Annotated in this window: 15 protein-coding genes and 2 pseudogenes; 9 read left to right on the top strand and 8 right to left on the bottom strand. The window is 54.6% G+C overall.

Going from position 1 to position 19,483, the window contains the following annotated elements; all coding sequences use genetic code 11:
* Positions 1-52 precede the first annotated feature (52 nt).
* Together DKB71_RS11760 and DKB71_RS11755 are read right to left on the bottom strand one after the other, a co-directional pair.
* Positions 53-826, bottom strand: a complete 774-nt coding sequence (locus DKB71_RS11760; protein WP_408600483.1) for a crotonase/enoyl-CoA hydratase family protein — start codon at positions 824-826, stop codon at positions 53-55.
* A gap of 85 nt (positions 827-911) precedes the next feature.
* Positions 912-1,556 (bottom strand): annotated as a pseudogene (locus tag DKB71_RS11755) (nitroreductase).
* A gap of 589 nt (positions 1,557-2,145) precedes the next feature.
* Here DKB71_RS11755 and DKB71_RS11750 point away from each other — a divergent pair.
* From DKB71_RS11750 to ycaC, 4 genes are all read left to right on the top strand, one after another.
* Positions 2,146-2,949 carry an enoyl-CoA hydratase-related protein gene (locus tag DKB71_RS11750; protein ID WP_408600482.1) on the top strand — a complete coding sequence of 268 codons (804 nt, stop codon included), beginning with the start codon at positions 2,146-2,148 and terminating at the stop codon, positions 2,947-2,949.
* Between the two features lie 42 nt (positions 2,950-2,991).
* On the top strand, positions 2,992-3,975 hold the full coding sequence (locus DKB71_RS11745; RefSeq protein WP_408600481.1) for an NAD(P)H-dependent flavin oxidoreductase: 984 nt from the start codon (positions 2,992-2,994) through the stop codon (positions 3,973-3,975).
* 562 nt (positions 3,976-4,537) lie between these two features.
* On the top strand, positions 4,538-5,962 hold the full coding sequence (locus tag DKB71_RS11740; protein ID WP_408600480.1) for a DUF1254 domain-containing protein: 1,425 nt from the start codon (positions 4,538-4,540) through the stop codon (positions 5,960-5,962).
* A gap of 1,063 nt (positions 5,963-7,025) precedes the next feature.
* Positions 7,026-7,658 (top strand): isochorismate family cysteine hydrolase YcaC, encoded by a 633-nt coding sequence (ycaC, locus tag DKB71_RS11735; RefSeq protein WP_408600479.1) that lies wholly within the window; start codon positions 7,026-7,028, stop codon positions 7,656-7,658.
* Between the two features lie 189 nt (positions 7,659-7,847).
* Here the strand turns inward: ycaC and DKB71_RS11730 are convergent, their stop codons facing one another.
* The 3 genes and pseudogenes from DKB71_RS11730 to DKB71_RS11720 all read right to left on the bottom strand — a co-directional run bounded on the left by DKB71_RS11730 (position 7,848) and on the right by DKB71_RS11720 (position 10,586).
* Positions 7,848-9,974, bottom strand: coding sequence for a TonB-dependent siderophore receptor (locus tag DKB71_RS11730; RefSeq protein ID WP_408600478.1), 2,127 nt, complete (start codon positions 9,972-9,974; stop codon positions 7,848-7,850).
* 227 nt (positions 9,975-10,201) lie between these two features.
* Positions 10,202-10,294: pseudogene (locus DKB71_RS11725) on the bottom strand (transcriptional regulator); the annotation flags it as partial.
* Between the two features lies 1 nt (position 10,295).
* Positions 10,296-10,586 carry a hypothetical protein gene (locus DKB71_RS11720; RefSeq protein ID WP_408600477.1) on the bottom strand — a complete coding sequence of 97 codons (291 nt, stop codon included), beginning with the start codon at positions 10,584-10,586 and terminating at the stop codon, positions 10,296-10,298.
* 356 nt (positions 10,587-10,942) lie between these two features.
* Here DKB71_RS11720 and DKB71_RS11715 point away from each other — a divergent pair, with 356 nt between their 5' ends.
* Positions 10,943-11,686 carry a flagellar brake protein gene (locus DKB71_RS11715; RefSeq protein ID WP_408600476.1) on the top strand — a complete coding sequence of 248 codons (744 nt, stop codon included), beginning with the start codon at positions 10,943-10,945 and terminating at the stop codon, positions 11,684-11,686.
* A 124-nt stretch (positions 11,687-11,810) separates the two neighbouring features.
* Here the strand turns inward: DKB71_RS11715 and DKB71_RS11710 are convergent, their stop codons facing one another.
* Both DKB71_RS11710 and DKB71_RS11705 read right to left on the bottom strand, forming a co-directional pair.
* A complete protein-coding gene (locus DKB71_RS11710; RefSeq protein WP_408600475.1) occupies positions 11,811-11,993 on the bottom strand; it encodes a DUF2934 domain-containing protein in 183 nt (60 codons plus the stop codon).
* A 66-nt stretch (positions 11,994-12,059) separates the two neighbouring features.
* Entirely contained in the window at positions 12,060-12,479 is a 420-nt protein-coding gene (locus DKB71_RS11705) for a hypothetical protein (protein ID WP_408600474.1), read from the bottom strand.
* A gap of 816 nt (positions 12,480-13,295) precedes the next feature.
* On the opposite strand from DKB71_RS11705, the gene DKB71_RS11700 reads away from it, so the two are divergent.
* The gene (locus DKB71_RS11700; RefSeq protein WP_408600473.1) at positions 13,296-13,739 is read left to right on the top strand and encodes a hypothetical protein; all 444 of its coding nucleotides are present in this window, start codon (positions 13,296-13,298) and stop codon (positions 13,737-13,739) included.
* A 150-nt stretch (positions 13,740-13,889) separates the two neighbouring features.
* Here DKB71_RS11700 and DKB71_RS11695 read toward each other — a convergent pair whose 3' ends face one another.
* Positions 13,890-14,105 (bottom strand): hypothetical protein, encoded by a 216-nt coding sequence (locus tag DKB71_RS11695; protein ID WP_408600472.1) that lies wholly within the window; start codon positions 14,103-14,105, stop codon positions 13,890-13,892.
* 191 nt (positions 14,106-14,296) lie between these two features.
* On the opposite strand from DKB71_RS11695, the gene DKB71_RS11690 reads away from it, so the two are divergent.
* The 3 genes from DKB71_RS11690 (at position 14,297) to DKB71_RS11680 (ending at position 19,456) form a co-directional block, all read left to right on the top strand.
* Complete coding sequence (locus DKB71_RS11690) at positions 14,297-14,659, top strand: NUDIX hydrolase (protein ID WP_408600471.1); 363 nt, start codon at positions 14,297-14,299, stop codon at positions 14,657-14,659.
* A 181-nt stretch (positions 14,660-14,840) separates the two neighbouring features.
* Positions 14,841-15,146, top strand: coding sequence for a hypothetical protein (locus tag DKB71_RS11685; RefSeq protein WP_408600470.1), 306 nt, complete (start codon positions 14,841-14,843; stop codon positions 15,144-15,146).
* Positions 15,147-15,307: 161 nt separating this feature from the next.
* On the top strand, positions 15,308-19,456 hold the full coding sequence (locus tag DKB71_RS11680; RefSeq protein WP_408600469.1) for a CheR family methyltransferase: 4,149 nt from the start codon (positions 15,308-15,310) through the stop codon (positions 19,454-19,456).
* The last annotated feature ends 27 nt before the right edge of the window (positions 19,457-19,483 follow it).

The following is a 19,483-nucleotide window of genomic DNA, read 5'->3' as shown; positions in this document are numbered from 1 at the left end:
GTCGTGCCTAACCGCAGATTATTGGAAGATTGCCAGATTAATCGAAGTAATATCACGCCCCCACCCAGCGCGGTCTCCGTTTTTCGACAAAGGCTAAAATGCCCTCGCGGGCATCTGCTGAATCAGTAGCCTTCGTCGTTAATGGCGTCTGTTGTTGCCAGGCTTCTGCGTCTGCCCAATCACTGCTTTGTCGGATTATTTGTGCGCTAACCGCTAAAGCGAGCGGGCCATTTTCAAGCAGCTGTTCGGCCCAAACCAGTGCCTCTTGCAATGCCATTCCGGGTTCAACCAGTCGATTGATCAGGCCATGCTGGTAAAAGAACGAAGCCTCTTTTGGAGTGCCGGTGAGTGCGAGTTCCATGGCTACGTGGTAGGGAATGCGCTTCGGCAGTCTGAATAGGCCGCCATAGATGGCCACCACACCATGACGAACTTCCGGCAACCCCATACGGGCGTCTCGGGCAGCCACGATCAAATCGCAGGCCAGACACAGCTCCAGTCCACCACCCAGGGCAAAACCCTCTACGGCAGCGATTAGTGGCTTGGCTGGTGGGCGACGGATAAGTCCATAGGGCCCTCGCGCATTGGTCGACGCAGACTTACCCTCACCACGAGCGCCAGCCTTCAAGTCCGAACCAGCAGAGAACACTCCGTTACTACCGGTGAGAATGCCAAGGAATAGTGTTGGATCGTCTTCCAACAAGTTCATCGCGGCTTCCATTTGAATGGCGACGTCACCGTTACAGGCATTACGTGCCCGTGGGCGATTGATGGTCACGACAAGAATGTTTCCGCGACGCTCGGTCAGGACTACAGCTTCGGTCATGTGATCAAAATCCGTCGAAGGGCGTTAGAAAAACCCGTGAATTAGTTTACCGATCGCGGTATGAGTATCGGAGGGTTGGACAGACTCAATTGTCGAGCCATCTCACCGTATCGTCAGTTGATGCTCGTCTCGTGTAGAAGCCATTGGCCAGTGAACCCGCGTCGGCATATCCAAAGGACACGCCACAGACCACGAGCCGACTATCATCGATTTCAAAGTGACGTCGCACAAAAGATGAATGGCTAGCCAAAGCAGCCTGGGCAATGGCGCCGAGGCCGAGTGCCTCGGTGGCCAACAATAGATTAGCGACATAGCCACCGCAATCGACGGCTCCATAGGTGCCTAGCGCCCGGTCGCTCGTGATAATCGCCACATGAGGCGCATCGAAGAGTGAAAAATTGCGCATTGTTTATTGCTGGCTGGCCATTCGATCACCAGGAACAATGCCGAGGCCTTCATAAAGTTGCCGTCCACATTCACGTCGGCGCTGCTGGTATACACCTTGATACATGCCTGGAAACTGAAAATCCGGAGCCGGCGAGGCAACCTTCAGCTCATTTGCGTAGGCAGCACGAAAGCGCTCTGTTGCTGCGCCTCGCGTCACAATGACTTGCCAAGGCTGTGTGTTGCACCATGAGGCAGAGCGCTGCGCCAAGGCGAACAATCTCCTGACCAATTCGTGTTCAACCTGCTGGGGCCGAAAGGCTCGGCAGCTCCGACGGCCTTGCATGATTCCTTCCAGGGTTCCGATAGTCGAATTCATGCCTATCCCTCTATGTTGGAGGATGTCGATGCAAAGCGCCTTTCCGGCAGCTCACTCAAGAGTCAGCCATTCTGCGGACAATCTGCTGTCCACTCAGGCGTGACAAGTACGTTTCGCACACAAATATTGGTTCGAGGCGCTTCACTGAATCAACCACCGTCAATGGGGGGGGGCGGAGCAGCGTTCGGGTGCACTCCTGTAAAATTATCTCAACCATGTGTGATGGGCAGATGTGCGAGAGCGCTGGTCTGAACGGCGCGTGAGTTGAGCTTATGGGCACAACTAGAACAACTTCACGCCAAGAAACTGATTGTTCTCGATTGTAAATTCATGACAGTCCTCATTGGGTCGCGTACGTCCCTTCGCGATAAGCAGAAAACGGCCAAGAGCGTCCATTACGAACGACTATTTGCTCTTGCGTATGCCTCCCCCCTGATCCGGGTAGCTCCTTCCACCAAATCATTCGCGATAGCGTTGGACATGAGCTTTCGCTCGGTAACCGAGTGAGCGTAGCGCTCAATTGTGGACAATTCTTCAGTCGATAAGGAAAGCCTACATGGGTTACCAGACCATCATTTACACCCAGGAAGATTCTGTAGCCTGCATTACCCTGAATCTACCGGAGCGACTTAATCCCTTCACCGCCGATATGGTCAGCGAAATCAGAAACGCACTCGAACGGGTGCGCGCCGATAAATCTGTGCGCGCGTTGCTGCTAACGGCCAATGGAAAATTATTCAGTTGCGGCGCTGATCTGGGCAGTGGTGCTTTCAATGAGCAGGATGAATCGCGAGGCACCCGCGCCGGTAAAGTCATGCGAAATTCGATCAACCCGCTGGTCGCTGAACTGCATGAACTACCAGTGCCGATCGTCATTGCCCTGAATGGAGGAGCTGCAGGCGGTGGGGTCGGCTTAGCGCTGGCAGGCGATATAGTATTTGCCGCACGTTCAGCCTATTTCTATCTGCCGTTCATACAAAAACTGGCACTGGTTCCTGACATGGGTGCTTGCTGGTTCCTCCAACGTCGCTTGGGCCCCGCGCGCACGTTGGCAATGTGTCTTGCAGGAGAACGCCTATCGGCCGAGAAAGCTGAGCAATGGGGATTGATCCAGGCTTGTGTTGATGACGCTGCGCTGCTGACTGTCGCCACGCAGATGGCCCAGCAACTGGCGCGTTTACCAGCGCACGGCGTTATTGAAGCACGCCAGATTTGCGCGGTGGCCAGCAGCAATGATCTGCGCGCGCAGCTGGAGTACGAGGCGGAGCGACAACAGATACTTTTCGATTCTCCAGCGCTGGAGGAAGGGGTAAAGGCGTTCTTCGAAAAACGTGATCCAGATTTTCCCGGTCGCCAATAACTTGCCAGCAATGCCTCCACCTCCCATAAAAAGAACGCTTAGATGAATATCATGAAAACCCGCATTACCGAGCTGCTGGGTATCGAGCATCCGATCGTTGAAGGCGGTATGCAGTGGGTCGGGCGCGCGCAATTGGCCGCCGCTGTATCCAACGCCGGCGCTCTGGGTATGGTGACGGCCCGCACGCAGCCCACACCGGACGACTTGCGCCGTGAAATCGAGCGTACCCGCGAGCTGACCTCGAAACCTTTTGGTGTGAACCTCACGTTGTCACTGACCGCCAATGAGGTGAACTATGACGGCTGGATCAACGCGATCATCCAGGGCAATGTGGGTATCGTCGAAACGGCCGGCAATAATCCCCAACCCGTTATTGCCAGGTTGAAGACGCATGGAATCAAGGTCATACATAAGTGCACTTCGTTACGCCATGCCCTTTCGGCGGAGCGTTACGGCGCAGATGTGATTTCGATTGATGGCTTCGAAGCAGCCGGGCATTGCGGTGAGGACGATATCCCTGCTCTGATCATGATTCCTACGTTGAGTAAGGTTCTGAAGGTTCCTTTTATCGCCTCTGGCGGCATCGCCAACGGGCGGAGCATGGCAGCCGCGATTACCTTGGGCGCCGATGGGGTGAACATGGGAACACGCTTCATGCTGACCCAAGAGTCCGCTATCCACGACGATATCAAAACTGCTTTATTGGCAGCAACGGAGCGTGACACTACCTTGATCAAGCGAACACTCAAGCGCACGGCACGATTTTTTACGAATCCCGTCTCACAGGAAATCGTCGCACTGGAGCAACGCACAGGTGGCGCGACCTATGACGACCTACAACCCCTATTGTCGGGCGGCCGTGGCCTTGCAGGCCTGGAGTCGGGTGACGTTGCCGCTGGTCTCATCTGCGCCAGTCAGATCATTGGATTGATCGACGACATCCCGACCTGTGCCGAATTGATAACACGCATGGTCGCTGAATGTCGGGAAGGATTGGAGCAGGCGCTAAATCGATTCGATCGATAACTATTCTATAGCTACCGCTTCAAACCCTAATTTGAATGTTTTCTTTGAGGCTTTCAGTGTTAGCGATAGGTACTGATAGGTAGCTCCAGCGGCAGCAACGGGTCGTTTGCATCTCTTTTAGACATACAAAAAACGGCAAAAGTAATCAGTCGAAAGTGCCTGGGTATCGCTTTCGCTATGCACCCATTTGACCTGCACCATCATACCTTTCCACTATAGATAGCCTGGAAAAAATTCGATGGGGAGCCTCGGATTAAAGAGGACGGCGATGATGCGTCGTTGCCTGGCAGTGTCTCGAAAAGCTGCTGACCTCTCAGCAGCGTTATTTTAGTTCCCGCTTATACTGACCGGGCAGCCTGGGTTTGCCATCCCCCATCCATGTCGAATTCTCCTCGAACAGTGTCGCGTTCGGAGTGACAATCTTCGGGCCAGACAAAGACGTACAGGAAGACAAGAAGCGCGATGTGTCATCAGGTCGTGAACAGCGCGACCCTTCACATCGCCTGATTAATGGTTAGTTGATTGACTCACTATCCGATTCAAGGAATGGAGAAGCAGGTTCATGAAAAACCCACTACCGAGAGCCGTTAGTTGTGCGATGTTATTGCTCGTCTCATTGACATCCACCCTCAGTCACGCAACGGACATCACTCCCGCCGAAACGAAAGCCATCGCCGAGGAAGGCTACATCTACGGCCTGCCCATCGTGATGAACTACGCGACCATGTACGACTATGCCGTGGACAGGAACTCCGGCCAGTACAAAGCGCCGTTCAACCAGATCCACAGCATGCACAATGTCTTTACCTACAAGGACACGGCTATTGTCTCGCCGAACAGTGACACACCTTATTCCATGATGTTCATGGATGTTCGCTCCGAGCCCATCGTGCTCTCGGTACCAGCGGTCGAGAAACCACGGTACTACTCGGTGCAGCTTATCGATAACAACACCAACAACTTCGGTTACATCGGCAGCCGTACCACCGGCAGCGAAGCCGGCGATTACCTGCTGGTCGGCCCCGAATGGAAGGGCGCGACCCCGCCGGGCATCAAGAAAGTGTTTCGTTCCCAAACACAACTCCTCTTCGCGGTCTTTCGCACCCAGCTCTACAATCCGGCGGACATGCCGAATGTCGAAAAAATCCAGTCCGGGTATGCAGCCCAGCCGCTCTCCGTCTACCTCAAGCAGCCTACGCCACCTGCCGCGCCAGCGATCGACTTTCCAAAGTTCGACAAAGACCTGGTGAAGACCGACTTCTTCAAGTATCTCAGCTTTGCGTTGCAGTTTGCCCCGGTCACGCCGGAAGAAGTGGCGATCCGCGCGAAGCTGGCCCGCATGGGCATTAGCGCCGGTAAGGACTTCAACTTCCAGGATCTCTCTGCCGAGCAAAAGGCTGCCGTGATTGAGGGCATGCAGACTGGGCATACGAAGGTCGAGAATGCAGTCAATCATCTTGGTACGCAGGTGAATGGCTGGAACATCGTGAGTTCCGGCGGTGATGCCGCGTTCTACAATGGTGATTGGCTAAAGCGCGCCGCCATAGCCCAAGCGGGCATCTACGCCAACGACGCTGAAGAAGCCACGTATCCGATGGCCAAGATCCTGTCCGATGGGACGCCGCTTGACGGCAGCAAACACAACTACACCCTCACCTTTCCCGCAGGACAGCTGCCGCCGGTCAACGCCTTCTGGTCGGTGACCATGTACGACGGCAAGAGCCAACTGCTGATCAAGAATCCGATCGATCGCTACCTTATCAACTCGCCGATGCTATCCGACATGAAGAAGAATGCAGACGGCTCGTTGACGCTCTATGTCCAAAAGGATTCTCCCGGCGCGGACAAGGAAAGCAACTGGCTACCCGCACCGAACGATCTGATCTACATGGTGATGCGTCTGTACTGGCCGAAGACGCAAAACCCTTCCGTCCTTCCTCCTGGCAAAGGAACGTGGAGTCCGCCCGCGATCGTTAACATAAACTGAACACCTGACTACCGTTGCAGCGGGGGCGTTGGCGCGCCCCCGCTGACCTGGGCATTAGGACTCAGGTTTGATCGCCCGCTACGGAGTCGTCTGCAGCCGTCCGCGACAGGCAGCTATCGGCCAATAATAAGCGTGTGAAACGTTAATCTTTAAGCCCCCTCCAACGCGTCCCACCCATCCAAAACAATCCCCCTATCGCAGTAGTGAGCCAAAGACACATCGCTGGTATTCTCACCGCCAAGTTCGCCCTTCATTAAGGGATGGAGGCGAAAATAGAAGCCCTGAAGCCGCGAACCTTCGGGGCTTTGCTTTTCTTGTGCCTGATGCAACGTGGAGCAAACGGGCGATACACAGCTAGAAAAAGGAGTTCGAAATGCTTGAGCGGCCGTCGTCTTGCCTGTTCATCGCTGAGCTGCTTGGATTCTCGCTTCTAGCGAAGCATTCTATGATCGAAGGCTATTTCCACATTAGGTAGCGCCATGTCCAGTAGGAAACTACTCAGCTTAGCCATCGTTGGCTCGGTCGCCGCTTACTCTGTTCACTTTGTTGTCGAGCAGATTGAATACCTGCGTTCAAAGCTCTCTCCTCCTGCAGTGGAGCTCACGCTCGCGCCAAATTGGCCAGGAGTCGTGCCTAGTCTTCCACAGATTGAAAATCTGCCAGAGGGCAATCTCCAAAATGAGAATCGCCATTCAAGTCCAGATTTGCGCGTCGAGAAGTAGTTAGATACCCCTCACAATATTTTCACATCCATTGGCGTACGGTAGATCCAGCTCCTTTTGTGACTCCCAGCCCGCCCTCCCCATCGCGGGCTTTTTTTCGTCCGCAAAAAACTGCTGACCGCTTGGCATCATCACGGTTGAGACTTGACGAATAAAGGCAAGCCGGGCCTCGGCGGCCCGAAGTAGCCGGAGCCCACACTCTCCAAAGCCAAAGACCTTTCGAATTGTCTCAGCTCAGTTGACAGTCAAACACATTTCACAGGCTTTTTCCGTACCCTCCAGATCCTTAATCTGAGCCCATGTTGAACGACAACATTCCCTCACTTCAAAAGGACTTCATCATGAGCAACGCCACCTACAACCGCTTGAACAAAGATGACGCCGTAGTTCTGCTGGTCGACCACCAGACCGGCCTGATTTCTCTGGTTCAGGATTTCTCGCCCAACGAATTCAAGAACAATGTGTTGGCTCTGGCTGACGTTGCCAAATTCTTCGAGCTGCCGACCATTCTCACCACCAGTTTCGAACAAGGCCCAAATGGCCCATTGGTGCCCGAGCTGAAAGAGATGTTCCCTGACGCGCCCTACATCGCTCGACCAGGTCAGATCAATGCATGGGACAACGAAGATTTCGTCAAGGCAATCAAGGCCACTGGTCGCAAGCAATTGATCATCGCCGGTGTGGTCACGGACGTCTGCGTAGCGTTCCCTACCCTGTCGGCACTGGCAGAAGGTTTTGAAGTATTTGTGGTGACCGACTCTTCCGGCACGTTCAACACTACTGTGCAACAGGCAGCCTGGAACCGCATGACACAGGCTGGTGCGCAAATGATGAATTGGTTCTCGGTGGCCTGTGAGCTACAGCGCGACTGGCGCAACGACATCGAAGGCCTGGGTAATCTCTTGTCTCAGCGCATTCCAAACTATCGCAACTTGATGAACAGCTACTCGGCGTTGACCGCACGCCAATCGTAAGTCTGGTTTGCAACCCAAGGCCCGCTTTTGCGGGCTTTAGGCATGGCATGTGGGATAGATTCATAGCTCTTAGCGAAATAGGGCCTTCGATAGGCCCTTTTGTACTCAAACCAAAATCACTTGGTCAGCCAGACTCAACTGCTGCAGGACGTTCTGAGCGTTGATCACATGATTGTTTATACAATCAACTCACAACGTATATGAAAACCCGACCTGCACCGTTCTCGGCGCCCCTGGGTAGGCGTAAACGTTGCCGAATGCCCCTTCCTCATAATCTTCGTCAGTCAAGTTTTTTACATCCAGATTGAGCCTGATTTTGTCGTTGATCTTGTAATAGCTCAGTAAATCGACAACGGTGTAGCTACTCATTGAAAACGACGTATTGGCCGTCTGCCCTGCACGTTCATCGACGTACTTGAGCCCGGTGCCAAGCCCCAATCCCTCGAATGCGCCGTCCTGGAACTCGTAGACGTTGAGCAGACTGAAGCTATTCTGTGGAATGTTCATCAGTCGAGTGCCGGACTTGATGACGTTGTCCTTGGTCACTTCGGCATCGACATAAGCGTAGCCGCCAATCACTCGCCATTGCGGGGTCAGGTTGCCGGCGATGTTCAAGTCGAAACCTCGGCTGCGCACCTCGCCTGCTGCCACGCTGAAGGTCGAGTCCACAGGATCGGTGGTGAGCACATTGCGCTTTTCAATCTGGTAGATCGCCGCCTCGACACTCAACTGATTGTCCAGTGCATCCCACTTGACGCCGAGTTCATACGACTTGCCCTTTTCCGGATCAAAGCCTCCGCCCTGGCGACTGGCACCGGTATTGGGTTTGAACGAGCGAGCCGTATTGGCGTAGAGCGCCACTGTGTCAGTCAGGTCATAGGTCAACCCTACACGCGGCGTCACGGCATTGTCGCTGGCCTCCCAGCTTCTACCGCCTGGCACAAAGGTTTCGTAGTCATGCTCGAAGCGTTCGAAACGTGCTCCGGCCAAGAGCTTCAAACGCTCGGTCAAGGCCACTTGATCCTGGACGAAAGCGGCGTAGGTTTTGAGGTTTTCCTTGTCGTTGGTCGGGGTGCGGGTCAACGCTGGACGCGGCTGACCATACACCGGGTCGAAGATATCGATCGGGTAGGCACTCACCGCCCCGCTGGAGCGCTGAATGATCGACTTGTAGTCGTAATCCTCGTACTCGACGCCGGTCAACAGGGTGTGATCAAAACCGCCTGCGGTGAAATGTCCGGTCAGGTTGAGCTGGGTGTCCTTGTCCGTCCACTCCAGCTTGCGGTAGTTGAAGTTGCGGCCCAAGGTGCGTCCGTCCGCTGCGATACCATTGGCCTCAACGGCATTGCCTGCAAGGGTGCCATCGAGCCATTGGAAACCGCCGCCCAATGTCCAGTTATCGCTCAGCAGGTGTTCGAAACGCAGCTGCGCCATGTTGTTGTCGTTGTGCAGTTTCCCAACGTCTTTTTCGCCGAAGAACGTATCGCGGGACGCTGTGCCAATCTGATTCGGATAGCGCGTCACGCCGCGATCGAGCGGGTGATTGTTGCGCATGAAGTCGCCTTCGAAAATCACCTTGGTGTCGTCGTTAACCTGCCAGGCTAGTACCGGCGTTACGCCGTAGCGTTCGGTTTCGACATGATCGCGGAAGGTATCACCGCCCTCACCCACGACGTTCAGGCGATAGGCCAGGCGCCCTTCTTCATCAAGCGGGCCGGATGCATCCAGGGTACCTCGTTGCATACCCTGGTCGTCGAGTTGGCTGCCCAGCGTGACCGTAGGCACGGCCAGAGGTTGTTTGGAGATGACATTGAATGTGCCTCCAGGATCGCCTCGGCCATACAGCATGGTCGCGGGCCCTCGCAACACTTCGAGCCGCTCGATGGTGTTCGCATCCGGCATGTTCGGATAGCCACGGTTGATCGGGAAGCCGTTGCGATAAAACTCGCCTGTGGTAAACCCTCGCACCGTGAAGGTGGTCAGGCCTTGACCGCCGAAGTTGTTGGCTCGCCCCACCCCTCCGGCATAATCGAGCGCATCCTGCAATCGAGTGGCACTGATGTCCTCGACGACATCCTTGCTCACCACGCTGATTGACTGCGGCGTTTCATGGATCGACGTATCGGTGCGGGTCGCACTGGCTGAACGGGTTGCGCGATAGCCCCCCACTGGCCCTAGGGCAGTTTCAAAGTCGGATGTGCCGACGATGTCGGTCGCTTGCAACTCCAAACTGGGTTTATCGGTTGCCGCTTGCTCCGCCCAGGAGGAAACGGAAATCGCCTGAAGCACACAGATCGAAACCAGAGTACGACGCATCGAGAAAACCTTGAGAAAATAGCCAAATGGAATGGCATACGTGCCAACAAATCGCGGCGCATGGTATACCACATCGCCAGCATTTGATATGTATTCGCATTTGTATTTGCTGAACGTTACCTTCGGTTATGCAAATCTCTGTTCGAGTAATCCTGAAATGCATCGGTTGAAGAAACAGTGGCGCTCAAAAAAGGGCCCACGAAGAGCCCTTTGTACTCAAACCAAAATCACTTGGTCAGCCAAGACTCGACAGTCGCGGAACCGTGCTCAGCCTTCCACTCTTTCAGCGTCTTGTGGTTCCCGCATTTGGCTTCGACAAGTCTAGGCAACATGCCTTTCAGTAGGTTTGAGACCAATCGCGAGTCGCCTTGCACACCCCACTCCCCATGCTAAAGCACGAGTCATTGATTCACCTGGCCTGGAATCAAGCGCCTCTTCATGCAAAGCCATTCCGCTCGCTGCATACACTCCAATGAACATCTGCGTGTTTCCCGTGCGCGACAGCCTCACTTGGACATCAATGAAGGTTCCGTCGTCTAACGTTTCGTCGTGTGTTCGATGGTGAAGCGCCGGATCAGCCCATTGCCAAAAAACATCCCCGCGAATTCGCATGCCCCGCCCTCCTACGACTTTAGTCTCATATGTCGGAAAAATAACCATAGCGCAGAGATGCGCGGAGGCCACTGCTAAATCGGATAACTGGCCTATACATGGTCAGGAATCCTGTCCAGGTTCTTCAGTACACGTTTCTTTATGACTGGGGTATGAGAGTTTTATAGTTGCCTCGGGACACGCAATAGGCCACTGCGCCACGTAATGAGCCTCCCAGTTTCTTACATTCAACGCGGTACTTGCTCGAACTTTATACCGTTCATCGCTCCTCCAGATGCGTCGCCGTTCTACGTCTATCGTGCAAGGCAGTAGTGGCAAAATGCCTTGATTGCGTATCTTTGCACGAGAGATTGCCAATGTCTGAAAACGTTGATGTTTCACAGCCCCACCAGGTATTGAGAACCCCTTTGGAAATCGCTTCGACGCTACAGTTATTAGTGAACACACGTGCGCCTCTGACCTTAACCTTTCCTCAACAGGGGAAAAGTTTCAGGACATATTTGGTTCAGGTTGACAGCGATCGCCACACGCTCGCGCTAGATGAAATAATTTCTCATGATGCTGCAGCTTTCCTGAAAGACGGGGAGCCTTATCGCATCGAAAGCTCGCACGGCGGCGTGTTGATCGCGTGGGAGTGCAGCAGTTATTTACGCTCATGTACGACGGGCGGCCTGCACTGCTACCAAATGAGTATGCCCTACGAAGTAATGTATTTTCAGCGCCGCAACGCCTTCCGAGCGAGGCTCAGATCGGCACAACGAATCGATATTTACCTGGACGGCGACAAGCTGCGGCGTAACGGCGCTCTGCGTGGGCGACTACTCGAAATTTCCGCCACAGGTTGCAGCGTAAGCTTCGATGGTAATCTTGAAGACCAGCTTCGAATCGGATGTATCTATGAACGTATGTCTGCCAGCGCTCCGCTGGATGTGAATCTAACGATGCTTGAGATACGCCACCTTCGCTATGAAGCGCGTATCGACAGAACCTTCGCAGGTGTGCGCTTCCATAACCTCAACGGCCTGATGCAACGCAAAGTCCAAAGCTTCGTGAACCAGCTTCAACGGGAAGCGCGGCGAGCAGAAAATGATGAGGACTGATGGAATACCAGCAGGATAGCCCTGATCGTAGGGAACACTGAATCACGGCGCCATCGAGGGCTTGTACACTGTCTCTGATCAGTCGCAGGCTCGCCAGATGGGGCTGGTGAAGAAACTGTAGTCATCAGTGATCAAAGCGGCTGGCTTCGCCTTTTGCTGGCCACGCATCATCCGTAGCTTGACGTGTGGCTTCTGCCTCTAGCTGTTCTTGCGCAAGTCGCCAATAGAACTCTTCAGATCCTTCAGGACGACCATCTTTTTCCCACAACTCATAAGCTCTTTCTCGGACTATCGATTCGTCGATCATTGTTATTCCTCTCTGAGTCCCTACTTGATTCTGATTCTTAAACTAGCTGATCCCAAAGGTTTGTGCTCATAGCTCATCCTCAGCCTTGGCTAGCAGAGCGTCATCGGCGAGAGGTTCAAGCAGCGCCTCGGCAATCTCGCCAAGCCTGCCCAATGGGTGATCACAATTGCCCAGCAGTTCGGCTATAGCTGTTTTGTCGGCATGTCCTCGCTCGGCGGTGATGATCAGCCAACCCAGCGCCGAGGTATGCACCTCGCTATCTGCAAGACGGCTGTTCACGTATTCATCCACTGCCAGGGCGAAATCCTCAGCAGTTACGCCTTGCTGAGGACTCATGCGACGCTGGAATGACACGCTGTTACCGCGTAGAAGTTCTTCCGCTGCGTTGTAAAGCCAGTCGGCTCGAGCGGTGTCCTGAGGGCTTTCGCTTGCTAGAGGGGCAGGATGACGATCATGTTTTAACGGAAACAAATGCGTTGTGTTCATGATCGTCTCCAGAGCGAGCACGAAAGATATGGCGAATGGCTTACCGCCGAAGAATCACACTCCGTTATCCATCTTGACCTCAGTCGTTGCGGCAGAGTCCATCGGCGATGCGCCCATACGTCAGTAGACTGGCAACAGCAACCAAATTGACGTCCCGGGTTACCCTACTGAATGCGTTAGGGTAAAAGCAGACAAAGGTGACTTCTGGTTTGTCAATTCAGATAACGGAGAGGTGCGCTATCAATACATGCGGTCTCCCCAGTAAGGCCTAATGGCGGCCAATCGCGGGGACGTTGAGCTGACTCTGAAATGTCAGCTCGGGGCCGACTTCTGCCTCTCGCGACGGGCAGAAAACGGCCAGAAGCGAACAGTGAGCGATGCAAAAAATGGCTTTTTTAATGCATTCATCATTGGGAGCTTCCTACCGCATCATCCAATGAATGACGACAATGCTCGAGACCCATCCGATTGCCAGGATCCCCATTCCGAATGTGATGCCGAGAAGCAGAGGATGTTTCCACAAGGCTCTAGTCTCCTATTGCTAGCATTCTTGAATGTTCAGCTACAGCAGCTGAGCAATAATCAAGCCATCTATCAACAGCAGGTCTAGATCCAATTATCAGCGTTGATGCACCCTTTAAGGTGGGTAAGTTGCCAAAGCCTTTTGTCGCAAGGCTCGAAGTTGGGGGTAACCTTCCGCAATTGCGGGCTTGGGCTGCGATTTATTGAGTAACCTCCCCCGCATCCTAGGCTAGCCTTTCCATTCTCGGATCAAATGATCCCTCCTCTTTCCTTGGCCTTTGGGCGTAGGTGAACGTGAAAGACAAATTCATTGGTATTGCTGCAGTCCTCTTTTTCGTGGCGGTCGGAATATTCGTGTTCAGCGTTTGGGAGGTTAGTGAAAATCGGCAACGGGATGAACAGTGCAGGGTAGCGCGGGAACATCTGAAGGCCATTGAAATACAAGCACGGGCCATGGCAACTGGCCTTTCCATTGAAAGCTACGCCGAAGCGGAAAATAATGAGGTGGGCAAACTGATAAACGCGCTGGAAACCGCGAAAAACAAAGAGGAAGCTGAAGCTGTCATCACGGAGCACTCCGCTACGGTTAAGGCGCAAGTCGATGCAACAGATGCAGAAGTGAAATCGCGAGGCGGTCAACCCTTCCTGGTGCAACAACTCAAAGAGCAGAGGATAACGACTGACGTCAAGCTGGGGATCCAACGCGCCGAGAAAGCGGTCAGAATTGCATGTGAATGAAGTTGATCAAGCATGAGATTGCGACCCCGAAACAAACAAAGTTCTGTTTTGAAATCTACCTGGCACTCAGATCGACCTTCTGCCAGCATGCCAGGCAGAAACTTGCCATGAAAGGCCACAAACATCGCTAAGACTTCTAAGACTCAATGTCTACGTTGCAAGGTCTGCTACCGATCGCGCGTAGGCCGCCGTTGCAATTTCGATCAATGTGTTGCGCTCCGATCTTTCAATGATCCCTCGGCATCGATACTCGTCAGCAAGTTTCAGGAGCTCATCATATCGCTCCTCCGCATCCATCAAGATGTCGGAATCCGTCAACACTTCGTGCCATTTGGCATAGGCCAGCATTTTCGCTTCGCTGTACATGACCGCAGCTCCGTCGTCTTTACTCAATAGAGGACGCAGGCGAAAGCTCGTTCATTGCGGTGGACGTATGGCGTTGCTATTGCCCCGATGGGCACGACATTTTCTCGGAATTTTTATGAAGCCTCCCACTCATTAGTCCATAAGGAAGGAAAAAAGGCGTAGGCGAGAAAAATGATCTGGGCGACCTCACGATGAAGATCCGGGCCACTGTCATTTGCGAGAGAGATAGGCAGGTTTTGCTGGTTCGCAAGCCGGCGTCAAAATGGGCGTTGCCTGGCGGAAAAGTAGAGCTTGGCGAGGCGATTGTCGGAGCAGCTGCTCGAGAACTCCAAGAAGAAACGGGACTAGACGCTGAACAGCTTCTGTACATGTTTGACTTTGAAACGGATCGTACCCTTCACCACGTTTTCGAAGCCTTTGTCCTCCACGCCGAAGAGGCGACGCCTCAAAACGAGATCGCCGAGTGTTCCTGGCATCCGCTGAGCATGCTGCATGAACTCGACATCAGCCCTGCGACGCAATCAATCCTTCGGTCATTCATACGTCGTCTTTGACCAGTTAAAAAGTGGCCTTCATTTGTCATTTTCATCGCCAAATGATCGATTTTTTAAATAGAACCTCTTTGATAATCCCTGCCGATCATACGGTCTGAATTGTAGAGAACCGAAACCGACGCCCATTTTAGGATTTGGGCGATCAGCTAAATGACAGGGATGATTTGAAGGTAGAACCGTCATGTCCAACTATTCAGCCGACCAGATTATTGCCTGCCGCCGCGTAGCAATGGAACAAAACCAAAAGCTTTTCGAGGAGGCGAACGCCATCAATCGATCAGCACTCGACCTCCTGGAACGTAGTGACTTCGACAGTGAAATGTTTCTGGTTTATCTGCAGCTAAAAAAAAGGGCAAAAAACCGATTTAGAGAAGCGCTAGAGCATGCCGTTTTACTGAATGAGCATTTCCCCTCACCGAAGCTCCAAAATACCCACAGATGGGAACCATCGAAAGTAAGAGCGGAAGAGCTGGTAAATGAGCCTTAGCCAATCCATAGAGTAAAGCGACATGATTTGAGGCTAGGAATTTCTCTGCCCGCGCCGGCAGCAATGGCGTAGCTAGTCAGTGACCGCTCACCTGAAAACATGAGTAGTATGGTTGGACGGCATAACGATTTGACTGCAGCATTCCATTCAGGCCTTTGATCATGAAGTCTTCCGTAAAGCGCTCCCCCAATGTCCCACAGCGCAAGGAGCTGATACCTAGCACCTTGCCCTTTCCTGTGGTCGGCATCGGGGCTTCTGCTGGCGGCCTCCAAGCGGTGAAAGCATTTTTTGAGCACATGCCGCATGACAATGGCATGGCCTTTGTCATTATTTTTCACCTGTCGCCCGATTATCCCAGCCAAGTCGACCGGATCATTCAGGAAGTCACCAAAATGCCGGTGCGGCAGGTAACCGAGACCGTCGCCATCGAAAAGAACACCGTGTATGTCATCTCGCCGGCGCACAACCTGATGATGAACGATGGTTATCTGTCGGTGACGCCATCGGATCGGCCTCCCGGGATACATGTTGCCATTGATCTGTTCTTCCGAGACCTGGCCGATGTGCACAAGGAGCGGGCCTTCTGCCTGATACTGTCCGGCACTGGTTCTGACGGTGCGGTGGGGCTTTCTCGGATCAAGGAGCAAGGTGGCATCACCCTGGTGCAGACACCGGAAGATGCCGAATACGACGGCATGCCCCGTGCTGCCATCAATACGCAGATGGTCGATCTGGTATTGCCTGTGGTGGAGATGCCGCAAAAGCTGCTGGAGCTCTGGCGTAATTCCAAGTCCATTACACTCCCCACCGCCAACGACCCGGAAATCAAGACCACCCCTCCTGCTACCGAGCGTGATGCCGCCATGGCCGAGCAGCAGCTGCAAAACATCTTGATCCAGCTGCGCAATGGAACCGGTCATGATTTCAAACACTACAAGCGGGCCACCGTACTGCGCCGCATCGAGCGTCGCCTGCAGGTGACCGCACAGCCGGATCTGGGCGCCTACTACGACTATCTGCAGGCCCACCCCGAAGAAACCAAGGCGTTGCTGGGGGATATGCTGATCGGCGTGACCAATTTCTTTCGCGACCGCGAGGCCTTCGAAGCATTGGAACGCAATGTCATTCCCGATCTGGTTAAAGCACTGCAGGACACCTTGCCGCATCGGGAGGAAATACGCGTCTGGTCGGCGGGCTGCTCCACCGGCGAGGAAGCCTACAGCCTGGCCATCCTGTTGACCGAACAGATGACCTTGGAGTCCAGCCCGGCCAAGCTGCAGGTGTTTGCCACCGACATCGATGATCGCGCGATCGCCTTTGGTCGAAGTGGCGTCTACCCCGAGGCCATCATTACCGACGTTCCGCCGCCGCGCATGCGCCAATATTTCACCCTGGAAAACCATCACTACCGCGTGCGCAAGGAAATTCGCGAGAAAGTGCTGTTCGCCAAGCACAGCCTGTTGCTCGACCCGCCCTTCTCGCAACTCGACTTGATCGTCTGTCGTAACCTGCTGATCTACCTCGACCGCGAGGTGCAGCGCGACATCATGCAGATGTTCCACTTTGCCTTGCGCCCTGGCGGTTACCTATTTCTCGGTTCCTCGGAATCCGCCGATGGCTGCCTGGATCTGTTTACGCCGGTGGACAAACGCAACCGCATCTTCCGCGCCAAGAGCGTGTCCAGCAGTCCCCGCCGCGCACCCACGCTGCCCCGCGGTGGTTATGCACGCACCACCGTCGCCACCCGCCCCCTGCAACCGGCCGTGGCACGCAAGGTGTCGTTTGCCGACATCCACCTGCGGGCGCTGGAAAAGGCCGCGCCGCCGAGCATCATTGTCGACGCCAGCGCCAATATCCTGCACATGAGTGAAGGCGCCGGGCGCTTCCTGCGCTATGTGGCCGGCGAGCTATCACGCAACCTGTTGACCCTGGCCCACCCGGATCTGCGTCTGGACATTCGCACCACGCTATACCAGGTACAGCAGAGCGGGCTGCCGGTCACCTCGCGCAAGATCCGCATCGAGCGTGAGCAGCGCAGTTACCTGGTCGACCTGAAGGTGCATCCTTACAAGGATGACGAAACTGACAGCGAATACACCCTGGTGATCTTCGAGGAATGCGAGGTCGATCCTCAAGCGCAGCTTGATGGCATTGCCAGCCAGACCGAAAACCAGATGCTGGCCAACCTGGAGCATGAACTGCAGCGCACCAAGCTGCAGTTGCAGGAGACCGTAGAACAGTCGGAAGTCTCCAGCGAAGAGCTCAAGGCCTCCAATGAAGAAATGCACGCCATCAACGAAGAACTGCGCTCAGCCACCGAAGAACTGGAAACCAGCAAGGAAGAATTGCAATCGATCAATGAAGAGCTGCTGACCGTCAATGCCGAACTGAAGGCCAAGGTCGAAGAAACCGACAAGGTCAACGACTACCTGACCAACCTGATTGCCTCCACCGACATTGCCACCGTGTTCGTCGATCGCAACATGCGCATCCGCTGGTTTACCCCACGGGCCACCGAGATTTTCAGCATGTTGCCGGTCGACACCGGGCGCTCGCTAATGGACATCACCCACCGCCTGGACTACCCGGAGATAGCCGAGGATGCGGCGACAGTCTTCGAGTCGCTGAACATGATCGAACGTGAAGTCTGCAGCAGCGACCAGCGCTGGTACATCGCCCGTCTATTGCCTTACCGCTCCAGCGAGGATCACATCGACGGCACGGTGCTGACCTTCATCGATATCTCCAAGCGCCGTGCCGCCGAGGAGGAGTTGCGCATCAGTGAAGAGCGCATGCGCCTGGTGGCCGAAAGCACCCATGACTTCGCCATTATCATCCTTGATGATCACGGCGTAATCACCGACTGGAACACCGGGGCCAAGTTGATTTTCGGGTACGCCAAGGAGGAAGTGCTCGGCGCCTATTACGACCTGATCTTCACACCCGAGGAACGCAACTCAGGCGCCCCGGAAATTGAGCTGCGCGCCGCGCGCGAGCACGGTCGAGGCGAAGACGAACGCTGGCACCTGCGCAAGGACGGCAGTCGTTTTTACTGCAGCGCTGAAATCATCCGCCTTGAAGGCGAGAGCCTCAAGGGGTACGTCAAGATCGCCCGCGACCTCACCGGTCACAAGCGCCTGCACGACGAACAAAGCCAACGGCTGGCCGAAACCCAGACCAGCAGTCATCTTAAGGACGAGTTTTTTGCGGTGATGTCCCATGAGCTCAAGCACCCGCTCAACCTCATTCAACTTAACGCCGAACTGCTGCGCCGCTTGCCGATGACCAAAAGCGTCAGCCCGGCGATGAAGGCGGTCAATACCATTTGCGACGCGGTATCGAGCCAGGCGCGGATCATCGACGATTTGCTGGACGTTGCCCGTGTGCGCACCGGCAAACTCAAGTTGAAAAAACAGGCGGTGGATCTGGGACGGATTCTGCAGGACATCCACACGGTGGTGGTCAACGATCAACACCCTTGCGAAATCGTCCTGCAGGTACCACAGCCGCCGGAGCCACCGCTGGTAGTCGATGCTGATAGCACGCGCCTGGAACAGATCATCTGGAACCTGGTGAACAATGCCCTGAAGTTCACCCCCAGGGATGGCCGCATTGAGCTGATCGCCCACCGTGTCGAGGACATGGCGCAACTGGATGTCATCGACAGCGGCATTGGCCTTGAAGCAGAGAACCTGCACAAGGTGTTCGATCTGTTCAGCCAGGCGGAAAACCAGCACGCCACCCATCAGCGCGATGGCCTAGGCATTGGCCTGTCGCTGGTGCGGCAACTGGTTGAAGCCCATGGAGGCTCGGTGGATGTACGTTCCGAAGGCATTGGCTGCGGTTGCACTTTCTCCATCCGCCTGCCGCTGTGCCACCCCCATCAGACTGCGGCTGATCACGCCCAGAACGCGGCTGAATCCGGGCGCCTGCTTGGCCAGAAAGTGCTGTTGGTGGATGACTCTCGAGACGTGATGGAGGTGTTGCAAATGCTGCTGGAAATGGAGGACGCCCACGTGGAAGCCTTCAGCGACCCGCTACTGGCCCTCAAAGCCGCGAAAGAAGGCAGCTACGACGTAATCATTTCCGACATCGGCATGCCTGTCATGGATGGCCACGCGTTGATCCAGGCCATTCGCCAGATCGCCCATCACAAGTACACGCCGGCCATTGCGCTCACGGGTTACGCCAGCAGCAGTGACCAGCAAAAAACCAGACAATCGGGCTTCAATTACCATGTGAGCAAGCCGGTTGCCCATGATGACTTCATCGACATCATTGATGAGGCTTGCAAAACTCGGCCGTATTAGTCTGAACACAAAAACGAATTCGCGGGG

It is taken from the genome of Pseudomonas sp. PLMAX, assembly GCF_046042685.1.
GTDB classification, from domain to species: domain Bacteria; phylum Pseudomonadota; class Gammaproteobacteria; order Pseudomonadales; family Pseudomonadaceae; genus Aquipseudomonas; species Aquipseudomonas putida_AE.
The sequence above is the reverse complement of the archived record's forward strand: the minus strand, read 5'-3'. Positions and strand labels throughout refer to the sequence as shown.